This is a genomic window from Brevibacillus nigriterrae (genome assembly GCF_049846925.1).
In the GTDB taxonomy this organism is placed as follows: Bacteria; Bacillota; Bacilli; order Brevibacillales; family Brevibacillaceae; genus Brevibacillus_H.
On sequence record NZ_JBNCMT010000002.1, the window covers coordinates 68,098 to 92,318 of the forward strand.

The 24,221-nt window shown below is 41.9% G+C and carries 24 protein-coding genes and 1 tRNA gene; 8 read left to right on the forward strand and 17 right to left on the reverse strand.

Annotation, left to right across the window (positions count from 1 at the left end; all coding sequences use genetic code 11):
* Nucleotides 1–119: 119 nt before the first annotated feature.
* The gene (locus ACPW7N_RS02065) at nt 120–647 is read left to right on the forward strand and encodes a hypothetical protein (protein WP_425649342.1); all 528 of its coding nucleotides are present in this window, start codon (nt 120–122) and stop codon (nt 645–647) included.
* Between the two features lie 164 nt (nt 648–811).
* Here ACPW7N_RS02065 and ACPW7N_RS02070 read toward each other — a convergent pair whose 3' ends face one another.
* Nucleotides 812–1,390, reverse strand: a complete 579-nt coding sequence (locus ACPW7N_RS02070) for a TetR/AcrR family transcriptional regulator (RefSeq protein ID WP_425649343.1) — start codon at nt 1,388–1,390, stop codon at nt 812–814.
* A gap of 220 nt (nt 1,391–1,610) precedes the next feature.
* Here ACPW7N_RS02070 and ACPW7N_RS02075 point away from each other — a divergent pair, with 220 nt between their 5' ends.
* The gene (locus ACPW7N_RS02075; protein ID WP_425649344.1) at nt 1,611–2,813 is read left to right on the forward strand and encodes an MFS transporter; all 1,203 of its coding nucleotides are present in this window, start codon (nt 1,611–1,613) and stop codon (nt 2,811–2,813) included.
* A gap of 70 nt (nt 2,814–2,883) precedes the next feature.
* On the opposite strand, the gene ACPW7N_RS02080 is transcribed toward ACPW7N_RS02075, so the two are convergent.
* A complete protein-coding gene (locus ACPW7N_RS02080; protein ID WP_425649345.1) occupies nt 2,884–3,759 on the reverse strand; it encodes an SDR family NAD(P)-dependent oxidoreductase in 876 nt (291 codons plus the stop codon).
* A gap of 148 nt (nt 3,760–3,907) precedes the next feature.
* Between ACPW7N_RS02080 and ACPW7N_RS02085 the strand changes: the two genes are divergently transcribed.
* Nucleotides 3,908–4,372 carry a MarR family winged helix-turn-helix transcriptional regulator gene (locus ACPW7N_RS02085; protein WP_425649346.1) on the forward strand — a complete coding sequence of 155 codons (465 nt, stop codon included), beginning with the start codon at nt 3,908–3,910 and terminating at the stop codon, nt 4,370–4,372.
* Nucleotides 4,373–4,447: 75 nt separating this feature from the next.
* On the opposite strand, the gene ACPW7N_RS02090 is transcribed toward ACPW7N_RS02085, so the two are convergent.
* The 6 genes from ACPW7N_RS02090 to ACPW7N_RS02115 all read right to left on the reverse strand — a co-directional run bounded on the left by ACPW7N_RS02090 (nt 4,448) and on the right by ACPW7N_RS02115 (nt 9,283).
* A complete protein-coding gene (locus ACPW7N_RS02090) occupies nt 4,448–5,002 on the reverse strand; it encodes a DUF1062 domain-containing protein (RefSeq protein ID WP_425649347.1) in 555 nt (184 codons plus the stop codon).
* 197 nt (nt 5,003–5,199) lie between these two features.
* The gene (locus ACPW7N_RS02095) at nt 5,200–5,481 is read right to left on the reverse strand and encodes a CD3324 family protein (RefSeq protein ID WP_425649348.1); all 282 of its coding nucleotides are present in this window, start codon (nt 5,479–5,481) and stop codon (nt 5,200–5,202) included.
* A 471-nt stretch (nt 5,482–5,952) separates the two neighbouring features.
* The gene (locus ACPW7N_RS02100; protein ID WP_425649349.1) at nt 5,953–6,510 is read right to left on the reverse strand and encodes a DUF1697 domain-containing protein; all 558 of its coding nucleotides are present in this window, start codon (nt 6,508–6,510) and stop codon (nt 5,953–5,955) included.
* Nucleotides 6,511–6,578: 68 nt separating this feature from the next.
* A complete protein-coding gene (locus ACPW7N_RS02105) occupies nt 6,579–6,839 on the reverse strand; it encodes a hypothetical protein (RefSeq protein ID WP_425649350.1) in 261 nt (86 codons plus the stop codon).
* A 3-nt stretch (nt 6,840–6,842) separates the two neighbouring features.
* Nucleotides 6,843–7,874, reverse strand: a complete 1,032-nt coding sequence (locus tag ACPW7N_RS02110; protein ID WP_425649351.1) for a Cfr family 23S rRNA (adenine(2503)-C(8))-methyltransferase — start codon at nt 7,872–7,874, stop codon at nt 6,843–6,845.
* Between the two features lie 1,064 nt (nt 7,875–8,938).
* Nucleotides 8,939–9,283 carry a hypothetical protein gene (locus ACPW7N_RS02115; RefSeq protein WP_425649352.1) on the reverse strand — a complete coding sequence of 115 codons (345 nt, stop codon included), beginning with the start codon at nt 9,281–9,283 and terminating at the stop codon, nt 8,939–8,941.
* Nucleotides 9,284–9,539: 256 nt separating this feature from the next.
* Between ACPW7N_RS02115 and ACPW7N_RS02120 the strand changes: the two genes are divergently transcribed.
* Both ACPW7N_RS02120 and ACPW7N_RS02125 read left to right on the forward strand, forming a co-directional pair.
* Nucleotides 9,540–10,136 (forward strand): 3'-5' exonuclease, encoded by a 597-nt coding sequence (locus tag ACPW7N_RS02120; protein ID WP_425649353.1) that lies wholly within the window; start codon nt 9,540–9,542, stop codon nt 10,134–10,136.
* A gap of 150 nt (nt 10,137–10,286) precedes the next feature.
* Complete coding sequence (locus ACPW7N_RS02125) at nt 10,287–11,927, forward strand: hypothetical protein (RefSeq protein WP_425649354.1); 1,641 nt, start codon at nt 10,287–10,289, stop codon at nt 11,925–11,927.
* A 607-nt stretch (nt 11,928–12,534) separates the two neighbouring features.
* Here the strand turns inward: ACPW7N_RS02125 and ACPW7N_RS02130 are convergent.
* From ACPW7N_RS02130 to ACPW7N_RS02140, 3 genes are all read right to left on the reverse strand, one after another.
* A tRNA-Ala gene (locus ACPW7N_RS02130) sits at nt 12,535–12,610 on the reverse strand.
* Nucleotides 12,611–12,699: 89 nt separating this feature from the next.
* Entirely contained in the window at nt 12,700–13,473 is a 774-nt protein-coding gene (locus ACPW7N_RS02135; RefSeq protein WP_425649355.1) for a DODA-type extradiol aromatic ring-opening family dioxygenase, read from the reverse strand.
* A 35-nt stretch (nt 13,474–13,508) separates the two neighbouring features.
* A complete protein-coding gene (locus tag ACPW7N_RS02140) occupies nt 13,509–13,931 on the reverse strand; it encodes a DoxX family protein (protein WP_425649356.1) in 423 nt (140 codons plus the stop codon).
* Between the two features lie 134 nt (nt 13,932–14,065).
* Between ACPW7N_RS02140 and ACPW7N_RS02145 the strand changes: the two genes are divergently transcribed.
* Nucleotides 14,066–14,395 (forward strand): winged helix-turn-helix transcriptional regulator, encoded by a 330-nt coding sequence (locus ACPW7N_RS02145; protein WP_425649357.1) that lies wholly within the window; start codon nt 14,066–14,068, stop codon nt 14,393–14,395.
* Nucleotides 14,396–14,399: 4 nt separating this feature from the next.
* Nucleotides 14,400–14,993 carry a YdcF family protein gene (locus ACPW7N_RS02150; RefSeq protein WP_425649358.1) on the forward strand — a complete coding sequence of 198 codons (594 nt, stop codon included), beginning with the start codon at nt 14,400–14,402 and terminating at the stop codon, nt 14,991–14,993.
* A gap of 34 nt (nt 14,994–15,027) precedes the next feature.
* Here the strand turns inward: ACPW7N_RS02150 and ACPW7N_RS02155 are convergent, their stop codons facing one another.
* From ACPW7N_RS02155 to nrdR, 5 genes are all read right to left on the reverse strand, one after another.
* The gene (locus ACPW7N_RS02155; protein ID WP_425649359.1) at nt 15,028–15,585 is read right to left on the reverse strand and encodes a hemerythrin domain-containing protein; all 558 of its coding nucleotides are present in this window, start codon (nt 15,583–15,585) and stop codon (nt 15,028–15,030) included.
* Nucleotides 15,586–15,767: 182 nt separating this feature from the next.
* Nucleotides 15,768–16,706, reverse strand: coding sequence for a primosomal protein DnaI (gene dnaI / locus ACPW7N_RS02160; protein WP_425649360.1), 939 nt, complete (start codon nt 16,704–16,706; stop codon nt 15,768–15,770).
* A complete protein-coding gene (locus tag ACPW7N_RS02165) occupies nt 16,707–18,206 on the reverse strand; it encodes a DnaD domain protein (protein WP_425649361.1) in 1,500 nt (499 codons plus the stop codon).
* A gap of 97 nt (nt 18,207–18,303) precedes the next feature.
* Nucleotides 18,304–19,983 carry an ABC transporter substrate-binding protein gene (locus tag ACPW7N_RS02170; RefSeq protein WP_425649362.1) on the reverse strand — a complete coding sequence of 560 codons (1,680 nt, stop codon included), beginning with the start codon at nt 19,981–19,983 and terminating at the stop codon, nt 18,304–18,306.
* Complete coding sequence (nrdR, locus tag ACPW7N_RS02175) at nt 19,980–20,486, reverse strand: transcriptional regulator NrdR (protein ID WP_425649363.1); 507 nt, start codon at nt 20,484–20,486, stop codon at nt 19,980–19,982. The genes ACPW7N_RS02170 and nrdR overlap by 4 nt, the downstream gene beginning before the upstream one ends.
* A 143-nt stretch (nt 20,487–20,629) precedes the next feature.
* Here nrdR and ACPW7N_RS02180 point away from each other — a divergent pair, with 143 nt between their 5' ends.
* The gene (locus ACPW7N_RS02180) at nt 20,630–21,751 is read left to right on the forward strand and encodes an HD-GYP domain-containing protein (RefSeq protein ID WP_425649364.1); all 1,122 of its coding nucleotides are present in this window, start codon (nt 20,630–20,632) and stop codon (nt 21,749–21,751) included.
* A 49-nt stretch (nt 21,752–21,800) separates the two neighbouring features.
* Here the strand turns inward: ACPW7N_RS02180 and ACPW7N_RS02185 are convergent, their stop codons facing one another.
* Nucleotides 21,801–24,053, reverse strand: coding sequence for an S-layer homology domain-containing protein (locus tag ACPW7N_RS02185; RefSeq protein WP_425649484.1), 2,253 nt, complete (start codon nt 24,051–24,053; stop codon nt 21,801–21,803).
* Nucleotides 24,054–24,221 lie beyond the last annotated feature (168 nt).

A 24,221-nucleotide genomic window follows, 5' to 3' on the forward strand; every position in this document is an offset into this window, starting at 1 on the left:
AGAAAATTGTCCCAAGTAACACAAAAAGAACCCTTGGAAATAAAGGGTTCATTGCTTGAAGTATACATTTCTTAGGATTACATAATCTAACCTTATTCCATTTGTCAGGGGTGTTTTCGATGGCTACTCTTATCTTATGGCTTATGCTTATTCTCTCGTGGCTATCATTACTTTTTATAAATAAACATTCTTTGAAGCGTTTTATGCCTGTGGCAATTTTTTCTACACTGCTAGTTACTGTAATTTTTGAAATGGGGTATGCATTCAATTGGTGGACTCTTCTGGTGAAATTTACACCATGGCAACACTTCATTTCCACTCCATTAGTATTTGGAGGCTTTTTGGCAGGAACCATATGGATATTTCATTTTACTTATGATAAGTCCTTTTGGATGTATCTTTTGACCAATGTAGTTGTAGATGCTTTTTATGCATTTGGTATCCTTAATCTGTATATATACTTTGGATTGTATCGCTTAGATCGTATGGGCAATTGGGGTATATTTATGCTAATGCTCTTTCTAACTTTTGTCATTTATGCTTATCAAAAATGGCAAGACGGCGCACTTAGGAAACGGGCTGCGAAAAGATGGCAACTAGAAATCGATATCAAGAAACTACTGCTGAGAAAAGAAAAAGCAAGATAACTACCAAAATGACAACAAACGCTGAAATAACCGTACTCTATCATATGTAAAGCTAAATGCTGTTAAACAATAAAACCCTTGGATTCTCAAGGGTTTTATTTAGTCTGTTATGGTAGCCCCTATCGTGATAGAATTGAGGACTTCTTACATTGCTTGAGTATCACTCAGGACAAACGAATTCCTTCAAATGCGCTAATGACCAATTGCTGCACATAGGAATCGTCTAATTTTTCACCCGTTACCAGCAAGCGGTAGAAAATCGGCCCGTAAATGAGATCCGTGCTTAATCCGATATCGAGATCTTTCTTTAATTCCCCACGCTTAACTCCCCGTTCCATAAGTTGCCGTGCCTCAAGCCGGCGAGGTTGGAAATATCGTGCCTGATATTCCTGTGCTAATCCTGAATCAAACTGCCCTTCCCCTATTAACTCCGTAATGATTTTACCCTCCCGACTTGTCAAAAACCGGGCTAAATTCGAGGCATGAAAAAGAATATCATTGAATACTGAACCCGTGTCAGGCACAGGCAGTCTTGTAGTAGCGGCAGATAGAAAACCATCCATCACCACTGCAGCCTTATTAGGCCACCATTTGTAAATCGTGGCCTTGCTAACCCCTGCTCGTTCAGCAATTTTATCTACAGTAACCGCTCCAAAGCCAATTTCCAATAATAATTCATAGGCAGCGGTAAGGATAGACTTTTGCGTTTCAACATTACGCGGACGCCCTCTTTTCCCTTGCACCTGAAACCTCTCCTTTGGCTACATGTCAATAAAACATAAACTATACGTTCAGTATACGAAAAATCAAATGAAAAGAAAATAAAATCGGTTATTTACAAAACTGTACGTTCAGTATACTATTTAATTATTATTTAATGAACTGAACGTTCAGTATTTATTTTGCTTTACCAATTGACTCGTACAGCCGCACAATTAGAAAACAATCACAAGGAGGATTATTATGAAAGTGGAACAAGTGCAAGAAGTTGGCCGCATGTCAAGTAAGATCATATTTCTGTTGGCATCCGCATGCGGTCTGATCGTTGCCAATCTTTATTATGCTCAAACCCTTGTAGGACCTATCAGTGTTGATACAGGCCTTTCTTCTACAACGGCAGGATTAATTGTCACTTTAACTCAAATCGGTTATGTTTTGGGGCTGCTGTTTATCGTACCAATCAGCGACATTATTGAAAATCGCCGCCTCACAATAGTATCGCTTACGGTTGCAGTTGGTGCATTGTTTACAGCCGCAATTGCCCCCAATGCCTCAGTATTCCTTATCGCGTCTCTGTTTATCGGTATTGCATCTGTGGTAGCTCAGATACTGGTGCCTTATGCTACCTATTTGGCTTCAGAAGCGCAGCGCGGCCGTGTAGTAGGGAATGTGATGAGCGGCCTCTTGCTCGGAATTATGTTTGCCCGACCAGTGGCAAGTTTTATAACAAGCATCTGGGGCTGGCGTGCCGTTTTTGTTTTGTCGGCGATTGTGATTGCATTATTGGCAATTCTACTGTCACGTGCCCTCCCCGAGCGAAAGCCATCGCCTGCGGTACCCTACGGTAAATTAATCACATCTTTAGGTACACTCTTAAAACAATCGGCAGTATTACGCCGCCGAGCCCTATATCAAGCTTGTTTATTTGGAGCCTTTAGCCTCTTTTGGACTGTGGTTCCTATGAAATTAGCCGATGATTTCGGAATGTCCCAGAAAGGTATTGCATTATTTGCTTTAGTTGGTGTGGGCGGAGCAGTAGCGGCCCCGATTGCTGGAAGAATGGCGGATAAAGGCTGGAGCAGAGTGTTAACAGGCCTGGCTATGATAATTGCTGCCTTGTCTTTTCTATTGATCTATCTTTTTCAAAGCCATTCTGCTTTCTCTCTTATCATGCTCTTTCTTTCTGCGATTACACTGGATATGGCTGTATCGGGAAATCTCGTTCTTGGACAGCGTGTGATTTATTCATTGGGAAGTGAAGCAAGAGGTCGTCTAAACGGGCTATTTATGTCTATCTTTTTTGTTGGCGGTGCTATTGGTTCGTCTTTGGGCAGTTGGTCTTATTCATACGGGGGCTGGAATTTCACCTCTCTTCTTGGAGTGGCATTACCGATTTTAGCACTACTTTACTTTTTTACCGAGAAGCGAACTGTTGGAGATAAGTGAAAACGTAAAAACAAAAAAGCCCTGTTAAACCAGGGCCTTTCTCAACACTCTGAACGGTATCTCTGCTTTGTCACTTTTCAAGAAACCCTCTTTGCTGCAATAAATCCTTGGTATCGTTCCAAAGCTTGTTTTGCATCATGATATCTCCACCTGGGTGTACAGGCACTATCGAATTCCCGGTTCCAACAGTAAAATAGCCACCGGTAACCGCTTGATATCGAGAATCCACAATTAACCGGGTAATAATGTCAGCCCCTCTACGTGGATTTCCGATATGAAGAAAATTCAAGATGCGTTCAAGCATAGGTGCGAACCAGAGTTCACGTCCAAGACCTGTTACATTAAAGCCCGGATTTAATGCATTTACAGTGACTCCGGTATCATCTAATCGGCGAGCAAGTTCACCTGTAAACATAATGTTAAACAGCTTTGTTTTTCCATATATCGCAGATGACCCTCTATGGGTGAATTCAGATGTATCAGTCAAATCCATGGGAAGCTTAAGTTCACCATGATTGCGTGAAGCTTCGGAAGCAACATTTACAACCCTAGCGTTTCCTGCATTCCTTAAAGACTGCTGTAATTGAATTGTCAACAACCACGAAGCCAAATAGTTCACAGCTATCATTTCTGCAAACCCCTCTGAGGTTATTCTCTGTTCAAATGCGTGCAGTCCTGCATTGTTCACAAGTACATCTATTTTTGGATGTGCAGCGCTAATCTCATTTCCGATACGTCTGACATCCTCCATTAAAGCTAAGTCACCATAAAAGAATTCCAGTTCTGCTACGGGCACAATATTTTTTATTATGTTCTCAGTTCTTTCAGCCCGTTCCTTGCTTCTGGCTGTCAGCACAAGACGAGTGCCACGCTTTACCAACTCAATGGCAACAAGATTGCCTAGACCACTTGTTGCACCCGTAATTACAACTGTCGGCATATTCATTCTCCTTACTATTGCATCTATACGCTTCACCCTGTTTTGACTTACAAGTCACACCGTTATATAGTTGACATATATCAACCATACAAAATTAATTGATATATGTCAATTATATTTATAACCATGATGATAACTGCAATGGAGGTAAACGATGGAAGATCACAGTGGAGACAATCAGACACGGAGAGGGCAACTGGAGCAAATGCTAGGCGAACAGATAAATGCACTTATTAGCTCCTCGCATGCATTGCATGTGAGAACAGCAGCACGATTCGATTCATCCATGCAACCCGCAGCTTTTCTTATCATCCGTTGGCTCTTCTCTTTTGGTACCACAAGTGCCGCACATTTAGCGGAAGCGACAGCGATGGACCGCAGTTCGGTAAGCCGTCTAGTAAAACATCTCGAGCATTCTGGTTATGTAAAAAAGGAAGTTTCTCCTGATGATCGTCGAGGAATACTTTTATCATTGACTGAGCTTGGACGACTAAAGACGGTCGACGCCCTAAAAGAAAAAGAACTCGCATTTTATGAACGAATTTCTAAATGGGACAATGAACATTTGGAGGATTTTATAAAAATGCTCAGGCTCTTTAACGGATATGATGACAAGTAACGAACTTGGCCATCCACCAAAACAAACCACCTCCAAAGGAGTGGTTTGTTTCTTTGAGCTCAGAATATGCAACTTTCAGTTATCAATTATCAATACAACTTCTGTTTGTACTCTGCATTTTTTTAAGTCAAGCCCGCTAGTGCTTCGGATTGATTCGCTGGTTATCATTTGTTCAAAAGCATTTTGAGATAAATTCAATATTTCCCGTATCAATGTAGATACTTTAAGCCGAGATGGATAGGGGCTTTTTATATGTAATTCTATAGGCATTGTAAAATCAATAGCTGGCACTAGTATTTTATACTTTGGAAAGCCAACTTCAACTCCATTTCTCTGTATTAGCTCCGTATCCATAGCATATTTCTCAACAAGCTCTCCGTCATTGCTGTGGAACCCCTCTAATATTTCAGAGGCAATGCTTTTGGGATTGATACGGGAGTAAATCGTCATATTCCATGTAGAATCGCAATCTGAACATTTATAGATTAACCATATATCTAAATACTTGCGTTGAGCGTTTACCCGAAACAATCCGGAGCAAACATGCTCTGTTTTTTTACCACATTTCTTACAATACTTTATTGCAGGTGGTGGAGATAAATACTGTATATCCACGTTTACTATTTGCATGAAATTTGATCCTTCCTATTTAGAATTAAATAGGAAAGATAAATGGTGGATTGTCACAAATTCTTTTCATAATTGTCCCTCCCCGTCTGGTATTTTGTGTACTTCAATTGTATTATCCAGTCCTGCATAACCAAACCTTAAAGACTTTTAGTAAAAGAAAATGAGCCAATACAGTAGGTAAACTGCATTGGCTCATTCTAAGCATTTTTAATGTTTTTTTGTTCCCGTACTATCCTTTGCATACTTTTCAAAGATAAAAAATATTTATCGGATAATTCTTGCAGACTATTCCCCGCCAAATAATCTTCATAAATCTGCATGTTTCGCTGCTGTAATTCTATGCGGGTAGATGTATTTGTCCCCCATTCTTTTTTATTGCCTGATTTTCTAGGTATATAGATAAACTCACCCTCTACATACTCTTGTATCATCTCAAGCAAGGCATTAGGGAGTATATGAATCGCTCTCTTATAGCTCATTTTTGCTCTCCTAAAAGTTATTTTTTAGGAATAGCAAAGGCTATGATCGCTTCTGATTTCTACTTTTGTAGCTGTTCATTGCAATAGCCTCTGCTATGCAACGATAACGATTGGATTAAGCATATATACAAACCTCCTTCTGCATAATTTTGTAAAATTATAACATTGCCCTTTTCGGTTATCAAGAAAAAGAGCGTTTGGCAGTTTGTGAAGGATAAAGCTTGAGAACAAACAGAAAAAAACGCAACCAGCAATTCGAGTGCACTGTAAGTTTATATATGGTGGACCTATCGGGATCGAACCGACGACTTCTGCACTGCCAGTGTAGCCCTCCCCCACCGTGGTCGGTTTCACTGCCCAACTCACGATAACTAAACATTGAGTATACATAAGTGTCTTGTCATTTTGGATTTTCATCTTACTTTGTATTGACTCAAAAAGGATTTATCACTTATATGGTGATGTCCGCATTTATCCTATCAATTGTTTTTCTGTTGCCAGCATAAGCTCATATATTTTACGTGTCGTATTTACATTCCTGACTGTCATCTGCTGATACAATTTCGTACCAACCAACTTTGTCATGCTGCCTTTCGTCACGTTTATTTTGTCAATCGCCCATAAAATCGCACCTGGAGCATACTTCACCGTTTCGATCGCCGGCTTGAAGGTCAGCTTATCGAGAACGGATTCGTCATTGATATCTTCCCATAAAAAAAGCACATCGCTCTTCATTTTATCGTCGTTTGTCCATGATTCGGGAAGCGAGGACATTACTTTCTTCATGTCTTCTAAACTAAGCACCAACACCTTGATATGCAATCCGAAGGTATTCAGAATAGCTTTTTCGAGAATATGCGCTATATCATTTTTGGAGTGGTCGGCGGTTGTAAAAATGATATTGCCCGAATTGATATAAGTTACGACGCTTTTCATTCCGGCTTGCTCGAATGATTTTTTAAGTATTTTCATATCCACTTTGTTTTTTCCTCCGACATTGATCCCCCGGAGCAGAGCAGTATAGACCATCATTACCTCCTGGTTCGGTATAATTTCAGAAGGAAGTTATTTATCCTTGAATATCAATGTTAACAGAATTATGTATTGAATACGAAACATATATTCGAACCGACGACCTCTACACTGCCAGTGTAGCGCTCTACCGTGTTGGTCAGTTTCATAGCCCCAATTACTAATGAAGGGAAATACAATAACTCCCCACTTTCAGGTAGGACTGTCTTTTTATTTACTTGTAAGCCTACCCGCAAATCAAAACGGCTGCCATGAAGAGGGCAACCGTTTTGATTTCTAGTCGCAGACCCGTTGCGTCCGGCGTAATCAATTGTAATTTCCGACATCGATTATTCGGAGCGGTATAGCTGGCCGCATGCCGCGTTAATGTCCGATCCGAATTGAGTTCGGACCGTGATGCTGATGCCCTTTGACTTCAAAATCCGAACAAACGCTTTAATCCGATTAGGATCAGATTGCCGATAGCTGTCTGGGGTAACTTCGGTCGAATTAAATGGAATCAGATTAACGTGGTAGAGATGTTTTCCAGGCCCCCTTCCCCTTAACAACTCGGCAACTGCTTCCGCATGCGCCGTCGAGTCGTTAACTCCGCGAAGAAGAATATACGCAATATACACCTTTCTCCCTGTATGCAAGATGTGACGATCCAATGCCTTCAGTACGTCGCGGACTGGGAATCGGTCGTTGATCGGCATCAGCTCGCTTCGCTGATCGTCGAACGGTGAATGCAGAGAGAAGGTTAGATTGACCTGCGGAAACTCCCGTGTCAGCTTGTCGATCCCCGGCAACAGTCCGATGGTGGAAATCGTAATTCGCCGATGCCCTAAACCAAAGAGATGCGGGTCGGTCAAAATCGTCATTGCATCAAAAATATGCGGGTTGGCGAGCGCCTCCCCCATTCCCATGAATGAGACGCTGTCCAAGGCGTGGCCGTTCAACTGAAAGTGCAGCAATTGGTCGGTAATTTCGTCAGCGGTCAGATTTCGTTTCAGGCCGATGGTACCGGTAGCGCAAAACCTGCACCCGAATCCGCAGCCGCACTGCGTGGAAATACAATAGGATTTCCACCCACGCTCATAAGTAAGTCGTACGGCCTCAACGTGTTCGTCACCTGCAATGGCAAACAACACCTTGCTTACCTGTTTCGACGTGAGTTCCTTTACCGGAACGACACTGCAGACGTTCGGACCAAGCGTTCGGGTCAACTCGTCTCGCAAAAATTTAGGCAGTATAGTCATCCGTCCGTATTCGCAGATGTTTTGCTTGAAAATCGCGTCCATAATCTGAGCATACCGATACTCGGGCTGCTTGAAGTCGGACAACATTCGCCGAATCGTTTCATATTTCGAGGTTAGTCTCATGTTTTCTCCTAACCGCCGGAGAAAACGCAAAAAAGCAACCGTCAGTTGGCGCTTTGACACGTCATTAACCAACTATACAGAAAAAGTGCATACTCGTTTGCAGACGGATCGCTATGTGCACCTGTCGATAGATTGGTAAACCTCCGGCAACCGATTTGTTTTTTTGTGAACCGCTTCACCTAACAAGAACCGGTTCACATAATCATCTACAACCTCAATCTCCATCGCTTTCATCCTCCTAGAAATGGTTTATCTATTTAAGTTCCACAATCCGTCATAAGCAAACATCAGGTTCGTTACCTTGATCAATGACATGTGTCGGCAACCTCCTTTGTCAAAATAAAAAAGAGCTACAAGAAAGTTACCTTTCTTGTAGCTCAAAAAATTCGGCACATCCAACCCAGTACAGGGTATGAAAAGGATATATTTTCTGAGTGAAAAGAATAAGGTAACTTTCTTGCCAATAAAGAATAAAACAAATTCTGCTTTATTCTTTAAAAAAAGCGGCAAGAAATATTACATTATCCTCTTCAACTCCAATCGTTAAGTGTTAGCACGATACTAACATGCCCGCATCTACATTGCAACATCCTATAAATGACGACCAAAAAATCTAACTGCCTATTTGATTTTCATTAACAATTCATACACGCAAATAATAAAAACGGCTTTGCAGCCGTTTCTGTTTACGATATATGGTGGACCCTATCGGGATCGAACCGACGACCTCTTGACTGACAGTCAAGCGCTCTACCGTGCTTGTCAGTTTCACTACCCATACACTGGATATATTCATGAATGCATCGTCGAGGAGTATCTTAAATACAATTGAGTTATTGATATATTCGTTTTAAACTTTCAACTTCTAATCCAAGACCCCTTTTAGCAAATCTAAGACATTGAGGTCTCACCATTTTCAATAGTCATTAAGGCCTCACAGCAAATAATAAATATACTTACGAAATAATCATACAAGGCTATACACTAATTTAATAGAAAAAAGAATACCAGTAATAATGGGATAATTAACACTAAGACAACAAGAAAATACTTAATAATCACTTTCAGATATGGGTCAATTTATTTGATATTTTATTTAAAAAAGCGGTAGTTAATATTTCATTTAATATACCTAATGTAATTTTATCTCTTATGGAAGGAATTGAAATTACACGTGGATTTTTCCCTCTACCTTTTGAAATTAACTTTTCTTTATAAGGGATAAATTTATAAGCACCAGAGATAACCTTCCTATTAACCATATTTAGATATTCATTTATATTTTCCTCAAAAACAGTACGATTAATTCGATCTATTCCTATAGAAGCCTTGTGTGCAATTTTTGAATGGTAAAATAGGTTTATATTCTCCTTTTTAAATTTCTCATTAAAGAGAATTGATGCTGTCATAAAAAATACACCTGCTTTTCCTAGCTTAGTAGTATAGTCCCTGATAGATTAGATTAGCACCTGTAAACAGGTCACGGATAGGCACAAGAAACATACCTTTTAACTAGAATTACTCCATTGGAGTCCACTTAGAAAACTAAGTGCAAAGTCAGGGACTATTCTACCAGTACAATTGTTACACAAAATTTGACAATTATCACCATATTAAGACATAATTTGATATAGTGGCTTGTTATTTTAGGAGGTATGGATTTATATGATATTTAAAAATACTACAGTATTGGATGTAGAAACTACAGGTTTAAATCCTAGTTCTGATGCGATAATAGAAGTTGCTTTAATAAGAATTAGAGAAGGAAAAATTATCGGCAAACTTAGCTACCTTATTAATCCCGAAATACTAATACCAGAAAATATTACTGAATTAACTGGTATTTCAAACAATGACGTGAAATTTTGCCCAACAATAAAGCAAATTTTCCCTTGGATTATGTCAATACTTGGTGATAGTTTACTCGTGGCACATAATGCATTATTTGATCTAAACTTTTTCGAAGTAACAAATCAATCACTTAGAGGTAAGTCAATTAAAAATAATTTTATTGATACTAGGGCTATATGTATTGATATGTTTCCATATGAATCTCATAAATTAGATATAATGTGCAAAAAATTCGGAATTCCTGTAAATGGTGCCCATCAAGCTTTTAATGATGTTAGTGTAACGTGGGAATTACTTCAAAAACTAAATGAAAAGACGGATATTGAGAAGTACGTAAATAAATTATACTACTTTAAAAAGTATGGCAAACCAAATTGGAACCCTGAATATGCTGAGATAATTGGTTTATAGAAGCTTAACAGCTTAATTTAGTTGTTAGGCTTTTCCTTTTAGAACATATTATCGCTTACCATTGATAATTCAATGAGTTTTTGATCTCAATATGCTTTTAAGAAGTGGGAAATAAAAGTAACAAACTGCTTGCTTATTAGGAGGTCTTTTATGAGTCATCCCCTTTTTTTGTCTATCATCCTATTGTTAACCGCATTTATCTCGAATAAATTAATAATTCCTATTTTTATTATTCTCTATTTGTATTATTTATTAAGAACACTTAGATTAATTAGTTCTTTAAAAGCTATATTTATGAAAATCAAGAATCTAAGTTTTTTTTATATAAATTCATACGAAGATGATCTAAAGGCGAGGATTAAACTAATAAAAAACTTAGCTAATTTTAGTCTTTGCTGCCTCTTTCTTACAATTAGTACTGTTTATAAGTATAGTGAATGGGTTCTAAATGATTTGTCTACTAAAAGCATGGATAGTCGTATGTTACCGATTTTTACTTTCTTTGCTGCAGCCTTTGCCTTTATTGGTATCGCTTATTTGTTACATACTCGATTCGGATCGAGTCTTGTAGTAATTGCCTCAACATTGTTTGGATTTCTATCTTTCTTTTTTCTCTTTCTTCTAGGATTGATGGTGTTGGCAGGAATAATGGGGGCTATTACTAATTCAAATTCCACTGAATTCAGGGTAGTATTTAATGATCAGATAAATAATTTTATTGATTTGGGAGTTGTTATAATTTATACAGCGTCTGATTCGATATTCTTTTGGATCAGTTTATTTGTATCAATAATAATTCAACTGATCACTTTGAAAATAATACCAATATACAATTTAAAAAGATCAAAATTCATTTTTGTTTCATTCAACTATCTTGCTAATGTATTAATTCTATTGTTGTTATACCTCTCAAATGATTTATCGGAAACAGTATATAATTTATTTTCTCATGAACAAAGAGAAGTAATAATTCAGGCACTAAAGGTTTACGGTATTGAAAAATTCAAAGATTTGTTTGATAAATTCATTAATGTGACGCTTTTCCCGTATATATTTGGGTCATTCATTGCATTGGTTATTATTGAATATATTGAGAATAGAAATGTTGAAACAGCCAGGAAATCTTATTTTAGTGCATTAAACTATCATCAGATCAGGGATCCTGAGAATGTTGTTTTTTCATTAAAAAAAGCAGTACTTTATGGAGGTACATCATACGAGTTACTTATATGGAATCAAAAGGATTTTGAATCTTATTTATCATATTTAACAACAGTTGAAGTTGTAGAACCAAACAAAATTAAAAAGTTTGTATTTTCTAAAATGAGACAAATTCGAACCACTAGTAAAGCTTTGTTTTGTGCTACTCGAATCCTCATCAAGGAAGCTCCGTTAAAATTTCAGCAGACTTCGTATGATCTATATAAAAATTATCCTATCGCGAGAAGCAGAAATATTTTATTGATCTTTTGGTCTTCTTTGGTATTTATATTGTCATTCTTATTGCGAAAAGGATTATCCTTATTAGAATCTATTACGATAGTAAAAATGATTATCGATCTTGTAACAATCTTAAACATGTTCGCAAATATACTTCTTGTGATGTTCTCAATATTGTCTTTTTGGGCGTTTTCTTCATACTTTTATTATTGCAAAGAGAAGTTTTTGAAAACGAATCTCTTGAAACTTTTTTTAGGTTTTGTTTTTGTATGTATTTTATGCTATTTACTTATTCCGGTGTGGTTATCTGATTTCCTGAATTTGCCACGAATGTCTTTCATACGTTATTAGTTCTCTAAGAATAATACATTTTAGAAATCCACTATTGCTAGTTGGCGATAGTTCATCCGAGGTAAGAGCCAAGATGCCTCGTAGTTGAAAAGCAAATAGTAGATAGATCATAAGGTTGAAGCCGTGTGACAAATCACTAGAAAATTATAATAATATTGTGGAGAATAGAGGGATCAAACTATTTACTTCCAGAAGCGAAATTTGAGTGATTTATATTTTGGGGGTTATTTCAAATACCACAAGCCCTTGATATTTAAGAATTTGCGGACATAACTTTTGATTTTCAATATAACTTAAAATTTTATGTTATTGGGAATATGTGACCATATACTTAATTTTATCCTGTCCGATGTACCTACACTTTCACCACTCGATTACCAAAACCTCAATTATTTGAATAACTTATCCATACAATCTTTTGTTGCCATTCACAAGTAAACTGTACTATAAGTGAAAATTCTATTAAGACACATTCTTTATGCAGACTACAAATAGTCGGCACTTCGAGATTATCTTCAATGCTATTGAAAACCCAAGAAAATTGGCACCCTGGTGCTACCTTTATACAAAAAAAACGGCATCTCTGCCGTTTCCATAGTTGTTCTTATGGTGGACCCTATCGGGATCGAACCGACGACCTCTTGACTGCCAGTCAAGCGCTCTCCCAGCTGAGCTAAGGGCCCGTATTTTTTGGTGACAAACAGAATACTAACACATTTGCCACCAAATTTCAATCATTCATCACTACTAAACAAGCCGGTTTTGTCTTTCCTTACTCCCCAAACTGCCAACTAGCAAGACTCAGCGATCCAAGCTGGTAGCTCTGATGCAGACGCTTAGCCACACGTTGATCATCAGCCGCTCCCATCGCAAGCAGGATCGGAATAAAATGCTCAGGAGTAGGCACTGCCTCTCTCGCATAAGGCGCCTTTGTCTCATATTCAAACAGTTCTTCCGTATCCCATTTCGCAAACCCATCCGCCAACCACTCATCAAACTGCTTCGCCCAATCTTCCACACTGCTGCTTCCCCAGTTCAATCGGCGCAAATTGTGTACAGTACCACCGCTTCCAATCACGAGCACATCCTTTTCCCGTAACGGAGCCAGTGCCTTTCCAATCTGATACTGCTCTTTTGCAGATAACGTTGGACTCACAGACAAGGCAACGACAGGAATATCTACCTCTGGATACAACAGTTCTAGTGGCACCCACGCGCCGTGATCAAGTCCCCGCTTCGTATCCAACTCTGCCTTTATGCCCTGCGCCTGGAACAGTCCTACGATTTCTCGTGCAAGGGAGGCATCTCCTTTGGCCGGATACGTCATGCGGTACAGCTCATCTGGAAAGCCATAGAAATCGTAAATCGTCCCATACTCCGCCACATCACTGACGAGCTGAACATCACTTTCCCAGTGGGCAGAGAAGATGACGATTGCTTTTGGTCGTGGCAAACTGGTTGCCAGTGTTTTTAGAAAATCGACGTACGCATGCTTTTCGATTGCCAGGGTCGGTGCACCATGAGCAACAAATAAGGATGGCAACATATTTCATTCTCCTCTGTTTTGTGGTCTAATACTAATTATTTCCCTATTTTTACTTCACTCGCTGATTTTTGAAACAAACCATCTACTGCCAAGAGACGGCTGCCGTTTAGTCCCAGATACGCACTGGTTGCAAGTAAAATGACATCCAGTTCATAGCCTGGCATCTGTCCATTGCCCAAAAATCCGTTGGCGAGCTTCACTTTTACAATCGCTCCTGCCATAATAAGGACAAATACCCATGATAAATAGCGAGTACCCAAACCGATGATAAGTAAGAAGCCGCCAATCAATTCTATACCAGCAATACCATAGGCCATGAAGCCTGGGAGCCCTATGCTTTGGAACCACCCAGCGATATTATCCAATCCTGACTGGAATTTGGCCAAACCGTGCAGGAAAAAGGTCACCCCAACAACAAAACGAAGAAACAAACTACCGAACTCAACTTTATTTGACATAATAAACCTCTCTTTCGACACTTTTTGTAATTAACTAATTTATCGTAAGTTGCATTACTTGTTAACTATCTTAAATCCATCACTTACTTTTGTCAAGTAGCTATGGTATTATGTAATTATGGAGATGATGAAAAATGACAAATCACAATCACCACTTGTGTCCTAAATTTGAAACGGCATTTGAGCTTCTGGGTAAGCGCTGGACTGGTCTGATTATTCACGTGTTGCTTGAGGGACCAAAACGCTTCAAAGACATTTCCACCATGATCCCTGGTATGAGTGACCGCATGTTGACTGAGCGATTCAAGGAACTGGAATCTGCAGGTATTATCGTACGCCATGTATATCCGGAAACGCCGGTTCGCATTGAATATGAATTGACCGATAAAGGAAGAGCTTTGGAAGCTGTCATGCTAGAGGTGCAAAAATGGGCTGAGTCCTGGGTCGGGGCATGTAAGGAGTAAGCAAATGAATGTCCCTTTACTGAGAAGGGCACTGATTGCACTTCTGTCTGCAGGGGTTTTGTGGAGTGTATACTGTGTCCAGTACATTTGGTATGTATCTACCCATGCAGCACCTCGTCAAGCTGATGTAGCCATCGTTTTAGGAGCTGCTGTATGGGGAGATAAGCCGAGCCCAAGTCTGAGGGAACGGCTCGACAAAGCAATTTCGCTTTATGAGGAAAAATATGTTCCGATGATAATAGTCAGCGGTGGTCTTGGCGATGGCAAACAAATCGACGAGGCGACCGCTATGCAGCGTTATCTGGTTGAACATGGAGTTCCTGAATCAGCGATACTGAAAGAAAACGAATCTCGTGATACGGTTCAGAACCTGACATTCAGCCAGCGCATCATGACGAAACATCAGATGAACACAGCGTTAGTCGTGAGCCACGGATTTCACTTGGCCCGCTCGGTTGAGATTGCCAGAACTGTTGGAATTGACGCATTTCCGATTGCCGTAGAGACTCATGTCCTGTTCATTCCTTATTTTTATGCCAGAGAGGTACTAGCCTATACCGTCTGGCTCCTGGAAAAAACGGAAACCCCCAAGTGGTAACATTTCAGCCACTGTGGGGGTTTTTCATTTTGTTTTATACGTTTAATGCTGCACGACGAGCATCTTCTTCGGCTACATCTTTAGCAACGGCAGCCAACTCTTCATCTGTGAGAATCGCACTGAACATCGGGAAAAGGTAATGGTCTTCCTTTTCGATGTGCTTTTTGAGCAAATAAGCAAGCAGGTTCACTTTTTGAACCAGTTCTTTGGATGGATTAGCTGGGTCATGATCGGCAAACATTTGGGTCGCCTCTTGGTGATGCTTGCGAATCATATTATGCTCACTGTACAGCTTGGCTGCAGGACCTGCTTCACCTTCTGCAATGTGATTCGCCAGTCTTGGCAAAATGTATTCTTCCTCATACAGGAAGTGGTGATCCAGCTCGGTGCCGATCACTTCGAGAGCCAACTTGTAGATCTCTTCGTTGTATCCCTCACGAACCTTGTCCATCAGACCTGCCGCTTCTGCATGCTCATCGATAAAGGAGTGCAGCTCAGGAGAAACAATTTTTTTGATTTGTTCTACTTCATATTTATTTGATTTTTGCCAGTCGGATAGATCCAGTTTCGGTTGGTAAACAGGTTTTTCCATCGTTACAATTCTCTCCTATTGGTAAAAGTTGAGTAATATCGAACACAATTCTCATTTATTGTACTGCCAGAACGACACAACGTTTGTGTTTTTTATCACACGTGGGTATGTTTACCAGTTGCCTTTGGCCGTATTGTCATTTTTTCTCCACCAAATAGCTGGTTTTATCTACAAGCAAGTGTTTACTCCTGTTTTCTCCGGTTATCTCCTTCGATCAGGTACACATCGACAAAGTGGCGTATCCGCTCCATGATCCGGCGTCCTTTGGTATTCTCGATCCGGTTTCCGTTGCTGATCGACAGGTGATCCTCCAGCTCATCAAAAGAGTAGTTCGATGTGTACAGAGTTGACAGATTTTTGTTTACCCGGTGATGCAAAATGACACCGAGCACTTCATCCCGAATCCACGGCGTCAGATTCTCTGCTCCCAGATCATCCAGAATCAAGACAGGAATCTCCTTTAACAGCTCCAGCTTGGACGTATAGGAATGATCCGCCAAAGACTCTTTAACTTCCCGGATAAAGTCAGGCACATACACCATTAGCGAGGCGATCCCTCGGCGAGAAAGCTCCCGGGCTACCGCTCCCATCAAATAACTTTTGCCTACTCCAAACGGGCCATGCAGATAGAGCCCCTTCATCTTTGTATCTTTCTCGTACTCTCGGCAAAACCGCATAGCAGCCGCAACAGCCTGCCGGTTCACATCATCGATATCCAATGTCTCAAAAGTAGCAGAGAACGTCTCTTCTGATACATAATAGCTGCGCATTAAGCGACGTGTCTTCACTTCTTCTTCATGTGCCATTTGCTTTGGACAAGGGGAAATTGCGCTAAGGATCTGGTTGTTCAAAACATCCAGACGGGCAAAATGACCTCTCACAAGGTTCGGACATTTTTCAAGGCCCGGACAATTCTGGCACCAATACTGATCCTTCACCGCTTCATACACGGTGGAGAGTGAGCGAAGAAAATCCTCTCTCGAAAGCGTAGGATGCGATTGCTGAAAGGATTTCAAATATGCCGATGAGCGCAGCATTTTGTCCAACTGCTCTTCAGGAGTAAGCAAATTCCTCGGATTTCGCTTCGCTAATTCACCCATAAATTGTGAAATTGGTTCCATCTATTTATCCCCTCCCCCTTCTGAATTCCGCAATGATTCCAGCATGGCCCGAAGCTCCGGATCATCCATGACGGTTTTGCGTTTTTTGCCTGGCGGACTCGTGCTTTCTGCCTTGTCTGCTTCTTTTTCCTGCTCCCGCTTCAGTTGGCGCTCTACTGATGCAGGTAATTTATCCTCAATGACTCCCCGACCGGACTTTCGGCCAGCAGAGGCAGTGTCTCTTTTTCCAGTTTTCGCTTTTTCTTGCGACTTTTCTTGTGCTTTTTCGATCGCTTCCTTGCGTGCTTCCGAACGCTCCAGAATCACCTTGACTGCATCATCCACCGTTGAAATCTGCTTTGCCTTCCAACTGTCTCGAACTGTTTCCACGTACGCTTTTGGCAGCTCCATTTTGGTCTCACGCAAAGCGTAGATCAACAGGGCATTCACTACCTCTGGTGAGAGGAAATCCTGGAATACGAGAGATTCTGCCCGTTCCAGATAAGCTTTGTTGATCCTTCCGCCAATGGCACTCTCCAACAAATCCAACGGGGAAAGCTGGCGACAGATTCGAGCGAAAGCAGCACTTCCTGGTTCAGGCAACTGGCCCGTGGATAAATCTTGTGAGGCAATCTGCAAGGCCTCTCTGCTAATTCGTCCGTCGACGTACTTTTCAATGAACCGTTTTCGGACGGCTTGTTTGTCCAGATTTCCTTGTGTATCGAACAGGCTCCAATCGTTTAGCTCCTGCCCAAGCTGCCAAGTGCTGATCCGATAAAAGTGCAGCAAGGCAAAGAAAAATTCAATATTTTCCTTGATCAGAACTCGATTGGCTTCAATATGCCGGGGCAAGTTTAATCGAATAAAAGAGAGATCCAGCGCAGGATTTGCCTCTGCTTCAAACTCTCCGTTCATTGGAGAAGCCGGGTATTGATTGTTCATCTGTATAAAAAACTGATCGGTCTCCGTCCCTTGTCTCACATGAATCTCTGACTTGGACAAGGAGTGAAACACCTCATAAAAACGCTTGGTGATGTTCTCTTCGTAAGGATACTGGCGATCCAGCTCATGTACGAGCGAATCAGCAAATCTGCGCCGAATCTGCTCATATCTCGCTTTTCCTACCTGGTTCAGCAGCATGACGGGCCAGATGTCTTCCTGAAAAAATTGATAAGGTGTTAATGGTGGTTTTACCATGTATTCGTAAAAGTAATCGCCGTCCCGGTTCTCCCGTCTGCGCACCTCCAGCAGTCCCATCGCTTCCAGACGTTCCCGTGCAGAAAGCAGACGGTCCAGTGAAAGGGAGGTAACTCCCATCAGACTGCGATGCGTTCCCTCTGCTACCGCCCCGCTCATTTCCTGTACGTCGTGCACAAAAAATTGATAGAGAGAGTAAGAGGTTGTCCCGATTAACGGCAGATAGAGATGAGCGACAAAGCCCATCTCGGCGAAACTGACTGGTCGAATGGTACGCACCATATAACGATCATTGGGAGTAAGCTCGTTCCATACAACTCGCATCCTAGTTAAGTCCTTCCTGAACGGGTATCGTAACTCTTATTATACCATTCTTGGGAGAGGGGAAGTAGGGAAGCGAATGGAAGAATCCAAAATCAATTCATTCTACCCACCAGGTATGGATGCTGGCAAAGGGATTGTGACCAAGCGGCTCCTCGATTCCTTTTACATGGGATGAAACATAGTACAACTGGTTGATTTGCACAAGAGGAAGGATGGGCAAGTCAGCCGCAACCCTTTGTTGCCAGTTGGTAAAAATCGCTTTGCGTTCCTTGGAATCAAGAAATAGCTGACCTCTCTCCAGCAGCTTGTCAGCACTGGCACTCTCATAGCGGGAGGCATTTAGCCCTAATTCGCCTACCTTCTCCTTGCTGTGAAACAATGCTTGCAGTTCGCCAGGATCGTCTGCATAACGCCAGGAGTATACATACAAATCCGTGGGACTGCCCCCAAAAAGATAGGAGACGAACTGATCGTGTGGCAACGGCTTTAGCGTAAGCTGGATGGGTAAATCAGCCCATGCCATCTTCATTTTCTCTACAAGCTGCGTGCGAAACTCACTGTCACACGGATACGTGAGTACAAGCGTAAGTGGACTTTCCTTGGTGTATCCCTTGGCTGCAAGTGTCTTGCGTGCCTCCTTCACCTGATTGGAAGGAAATTGCCCTGCATGATAGGCAAAGGAAGCCTGCGGCAATATGCTTTTCACCTGTTCAACGATTGGTTGGTAGGTGTCGGGAACAATTTGCTCAGTCGAAAGGGCTTGTGCCAGAGCCAGACGAATGGACAGATCACTCACCTTTTTACTTTGTAAATTAAACCCAAGGATTGTATAACCATTTCCTGGTGCTGATTTGAGTGAGGCTTTTGCGGCATCTTGCCCTGACAATGATTGCGCAAAGGATGGAGAGACGCCACTCCAATGAATCTTTCCCTGAAGCGTGTCAGGGCCTGCCGTCGCTGCACCTTCCCGAACGATGCGAATTGCTTTTAGCCTCGGTGTCCCTTTCGCAAAATAAGGATTGGGAGCTAATTTCCACTCATCCGATTTCATTTCTTTTATGATAAACGGGCCTGCTCCGATGATCCGCCCTGACTCAGACAGATTATGTATTTGGTCTACTGTCTTCCCCGCTAATTGATGCTTTGGTAGCAGAGGAGCCGTCAAAGCAGTCATAAATCCAATCTGATTGCGCTCCAGAGTGATGCGAACCATCCGCTTGCTGGCATCCTGAGTAATTCCCGAAATCGTTGCAGATTTGCCGCTTCGGAACGGAGAAACTCCCTGAACCAAATGCATCTGTTTACGCCAAATACCGTAGTAATCGGGTCTTGCATACGTCTGGTAGGTAAAGACGATGTCTGCCGTAGTCACTTCTCTCCCATCCGACCAGCGTAAGCCAGGGGGAAGAATCAGCTCAACGATTGGTTTTCCTTTCTGCGGGTTGATAACACGATACCCGGATGCCAGGTTCGGGACAATCAATTGTTGGTCGTTATAAGACAATAGCCCCCGGTAGCCAATCAACTCGTAAGGATTGAGGAAAGCCTCTTTTTTGGAAACGCCAAATGGATCAAATGATGGCATGCGCTCAAGGGAGCCTATGACCAATTCACCTGATCCTCTGGGTGTTGTCTGTTCTCTTTTCTGCAAAAACTTGAATTCATGCTTCTGTACGCCAAAGTTCGTTTGATCAACCGCTTGCTGTCCATGCTGGTAACATCCGCCGAGGATTACTAAGGTGCTAAATAACCATACAGACAGCATTCGTTTCATCATTCTTCTTCAGGCCCTCCCTTGATGTTGGAGAATTTGTGCGGGTGGCTGCGGGCTTGTCCCAGCAGCTCTTCCAGTTCACGCATGAATACGTTGATATCACGGAACTGACGGTACACTGACGCAAAGCGCACATAAGCCACTTCGTCTACGTAGTATAACCGCTCCATTACCATTTCTCCCACATCTTTGCTCGGGATTTCTGATTTTGCCAAGGCCTTCAGTTCTTTTTCAATTTCATTTACCAGATTTTCCAAAGCTTCCAGTGAAACAGGGCGCTTCTCACACGCACGAATCAATCCACGAAGAATTTTGTCTCTGCTGAATTCTTCACGGGTTCCATCCTTCTTGATGATCAAGAGTGGCGTCTCTTCGATCACTTCAAAAGTGGTAAATCTCCGCCCGCATTCCTCACATTCTCTTCTGCGGCGAATCGACCGATTGTTGTTAAACGGTCTCGAATCCAGGACTCTAGTCCCATTATATTCACAAAACGGACACAACATATACCATCAGCTCCAGTAAAGTCAATACTTTGTTTCAGTCTCCCTCATCTTATATTCCTAGTCAAGTCAAATCCTTCTACCTATTCTCTTTATTTCTGGAAACTTCTACAATAAGAGTACCACCAAAGCGAGGAGGGCTTGTAATGCGCTTACTTACAATCGGACAAGTCCGAACTGGAATGAAATTGGCTAAAACGCTCTATACCCCTGATGGCAAGGTACTGCTTGGCGCAGGTATGGTTTTAAATGATAGACTGATCCAGGGTCTTTTGAAAAGTAGAGTTGATTCGATCTTTATTGAAGACGATCGTACTTCTGATATTATTGTTCGCGATGTCATTAAACCACAAACCCGTCAAGCTGCCATAGAAACAATTCAAAAAACGGTGAAACAGATCACCAATACTAACAAAATTGCCCGTCGTGTCTCCGTCAAAGATATGGGAATGCACTTTCAGCAAGTCTTCCATGCCATCTTAGGCGATATTATGGGTAATGAGGAAATTCTTTCTCATCTCTCGAGTATCTCACAGCACTCTGGTGGTATGTATCATCACTCGGTCAACGTTGCAGTCTTGTCTACAGCGATCGGCATGTCGCTTGGCTACAACAGACAGCAACTGACTGAGCTCGGTATCGGTGCACTCCTTCATGATATCGGCAAAATTGATCTTCCAAAAGAACTGCTGGACAAAAATACTCGCTGGACGCAAGAAGAAATTGAAATCAGTAAACAGCATTCGATGAATGGGTTCAACATCCTTCGTAAACAGCACGACCTCTCTCTTCTGTCTGCCCATGTAGCCCTTCAGCATCATGAGCGACTGGACGGCAGCGGTTATCCGCAGGGGCTGAAGAAAAACCAGATTCATGAGTACGCTCAAATCGTAGGAATCTGTGATGTATACGACTCGCTGACTACCCCAAGACCGTGGCGCAGACGGTTTATGCCACAGGATGCCTTGGAGTATCTGCTCGGTTCAGGAGGCCATCTCTTCTCCCATCACCTAATTGATGCGTTCCGCCGCCACATTGCCATCTTCCCGCTTGGTAGCGGAGTCGTGCTGAACACAGGAGAAACAGGCGTCATCTGTAAAATCGATCCTGACTACTGTCATCGTCCGACAGTACGTATTCTAAAAGACGGCCGTGGAAATGATATTCGCTTACCCTATGAGATTGATCTGAAAGAAGAATTGCGAATGCACATCATTGGATTCGAAGATGAAGAGCTTTTCTCTGTAAAACAAGCGGCAAGTCAATAATACCCGAAACCCCCTCACTTCCGGCATTTGCGGAAGGAGGGGGTTTTTACTATTCACTACCGAATTTTTTGATTAATTGACTATACAGTTGGGCCAACTCCGCTCTCGTAAGCGGCTCGGAAGGCTGGAATTCTTTGGCCGACTTCGGTTGAATGAGACCTAATGAGCTTGCAATCACTGCGGCAGGGGCACTTTTGGCATCCACGTCTGCAAAATGATTGGCAAAAATCTCTTTGTTTTCCAATAAAGGCTTATACCCGACAAAATTGACAATCAGCTCGGCTGCTTGCAATCGAGTCATCGGTTGGTCAGGCTGGAATTGCCCTTTGCTATTCTCAATTAACCCCATTTGTACAGCTTGCTGGATAAACCCATAGTACGGATGCTTCAGAGGTACATCCGCAAACTGAATCTCTGCTGTTTCTTCATCCCAATCATTTCGGTAACGGTGGTGGAATTCAATTCGGTTGGTCATTTTAACCAGTGCTGAAACAAATTCACCTCTGGTCACCACTCGATCAGGCTCAACCTTTCCGTCTGTTACTTGCAAAATGCTATGCTCGATTGCAAAAGAGAGAGCGTCAGACTGCGGGTGACTGGCCAAATCTTCCGGGGACTTTTGCAGTTTTTGCAGCTCATTGAAGTTGATCCATTTGCCCGTATTCGCATCTACTACCCCTGTATCTCCAACATAACGATAGACCAGAATTGGCGCTGTACTTTCTACTGGACCTCCGTATCGATAATTGAAGCCAGCCTGGAAGTACGTAAGCATCACCTTTTTCTCTTTGCCCTCTACTTCGACTGCTTGCTTGGCATCGATTGACGGGTTAGTATTTCCCTCAGGTGCTTGAGCTCCTTCCCGTCCCGTGTGCAATTGAACCGGTTCTCCGTCACGAGGATCAATTTCTACAGACATACTCTGATCCTCTACCGGAATTCCTTTATGCAGCCACCCAAAGCGAATGGAATATGCTCTCTCCCCATCTTTAAACATCTGTTTTTGCATTTCAGCAGATGGTTCCTGATCCATCGCATAGATGTCTCCCAAGCGGTCGGAATAAAGGTTTTTGATAAGAGCAGTCGCATTTTGTTCAGCAACTTTCCAGGAGATTGGATTTTCAATATGGGAAGAGCTTTCCCCAAAAATCACATCATTCTTTGCTTCATTTGTAAAACCTACGAACTCTCCATACTCGTTAATTCTTAATTCGATGCCACGGTCTCTTTTTTCAGTTGAATTCTCAGGTATAAATTGGAATGACCAGTCACGGATCGTCACTCCGCTCTCATCACTGGACGCTCCACCACCATTGCTTCCTGCTGACTGGTATTTACCCGGTATTTTCTTGATCCACTCTTCTGCAATTTTTTGTGCTTCCTGTTTGGAAATTTTAGCTCCTTTTGGCTTGACTGGTCGACTCGTATCGCCCAGTGGGGTAATTTGTTTCGCCGTTTTGAACTCTACGCCACTCGGGGTCAAGGCACTTCCCGAATTGGCATCGACCATAATCGGATCACTTGCTCCGTATTGATAGACCAGCGAATACTTGTTGGGATTTTGACCATATCGGCCAATGTAATCGTTGATGCGAATAAAGCTCAGTGAAGGCTTCACCATCTCATCCAGAAGCTTTTCTCCCTGCTCTTTGGTGACTTTTGCTGTAGCTTCTGGCAGTTTCTCATCCGTCCATCTGCGTTGGAAACCGACTACTTCCTTCTTGGAATTGATGACAACATCGATGCTATTCTCTAGGAATGGAATCTTGTTTTCGATACGAGTAAAATGTACATTCTGTTGTTCCAAGCCATTTAACCAATAGGAATCTGATCCAGTGAATTCATTTGGTTCTGACAATTTTCCTGCAACATCAGGAGCTACTTTTTCGAGGAAATCAAGGGCAATCTTGTGTGTCTCTTTTTCCGATAACTTTGTTCCGCCCTTTTCTGCATTGTCATTGCGATACCAAATGTGGTAATTAATCAGTGTTCCTGTTTTTGCCTCCAATGTCACACTGATCGATTGCTCATCTTTACCGCGCCAGCCGAAATTCCATGTAGCAAAATTGTTGCCCCAGCGTGGATGTGCCTCCTCATATCTCAAGTTTTCCAGAGTTGCTCCGACTGGAATCTTGATCAGCTCAGCCACTTTCTTCAACGCCTCTTCACGAGTCAAATCGGATTGTTTAGCAGCAGTTGCTGCGTAGGCGATTGGAGTCTGATCCAATGATACGGGAACAAGTCCCCCACTCAAAGCAAAAACCAGTGCTAAACTGATTCCCTTGGCTTGTCTCTTTTTCATCTTAGCCAAATTACACCTCTCCCTTGCTCGCAAGACAAATTGAAATCTTGCACAACCCATATTTTGGTACACAATTCCTATTGTACTAAATCTTCCAATGAAAGACAAAAAGCCTCCTGATCAACTGATCAGAAGGCTCATGAACAAGAAACTTATATCGTGCTTATA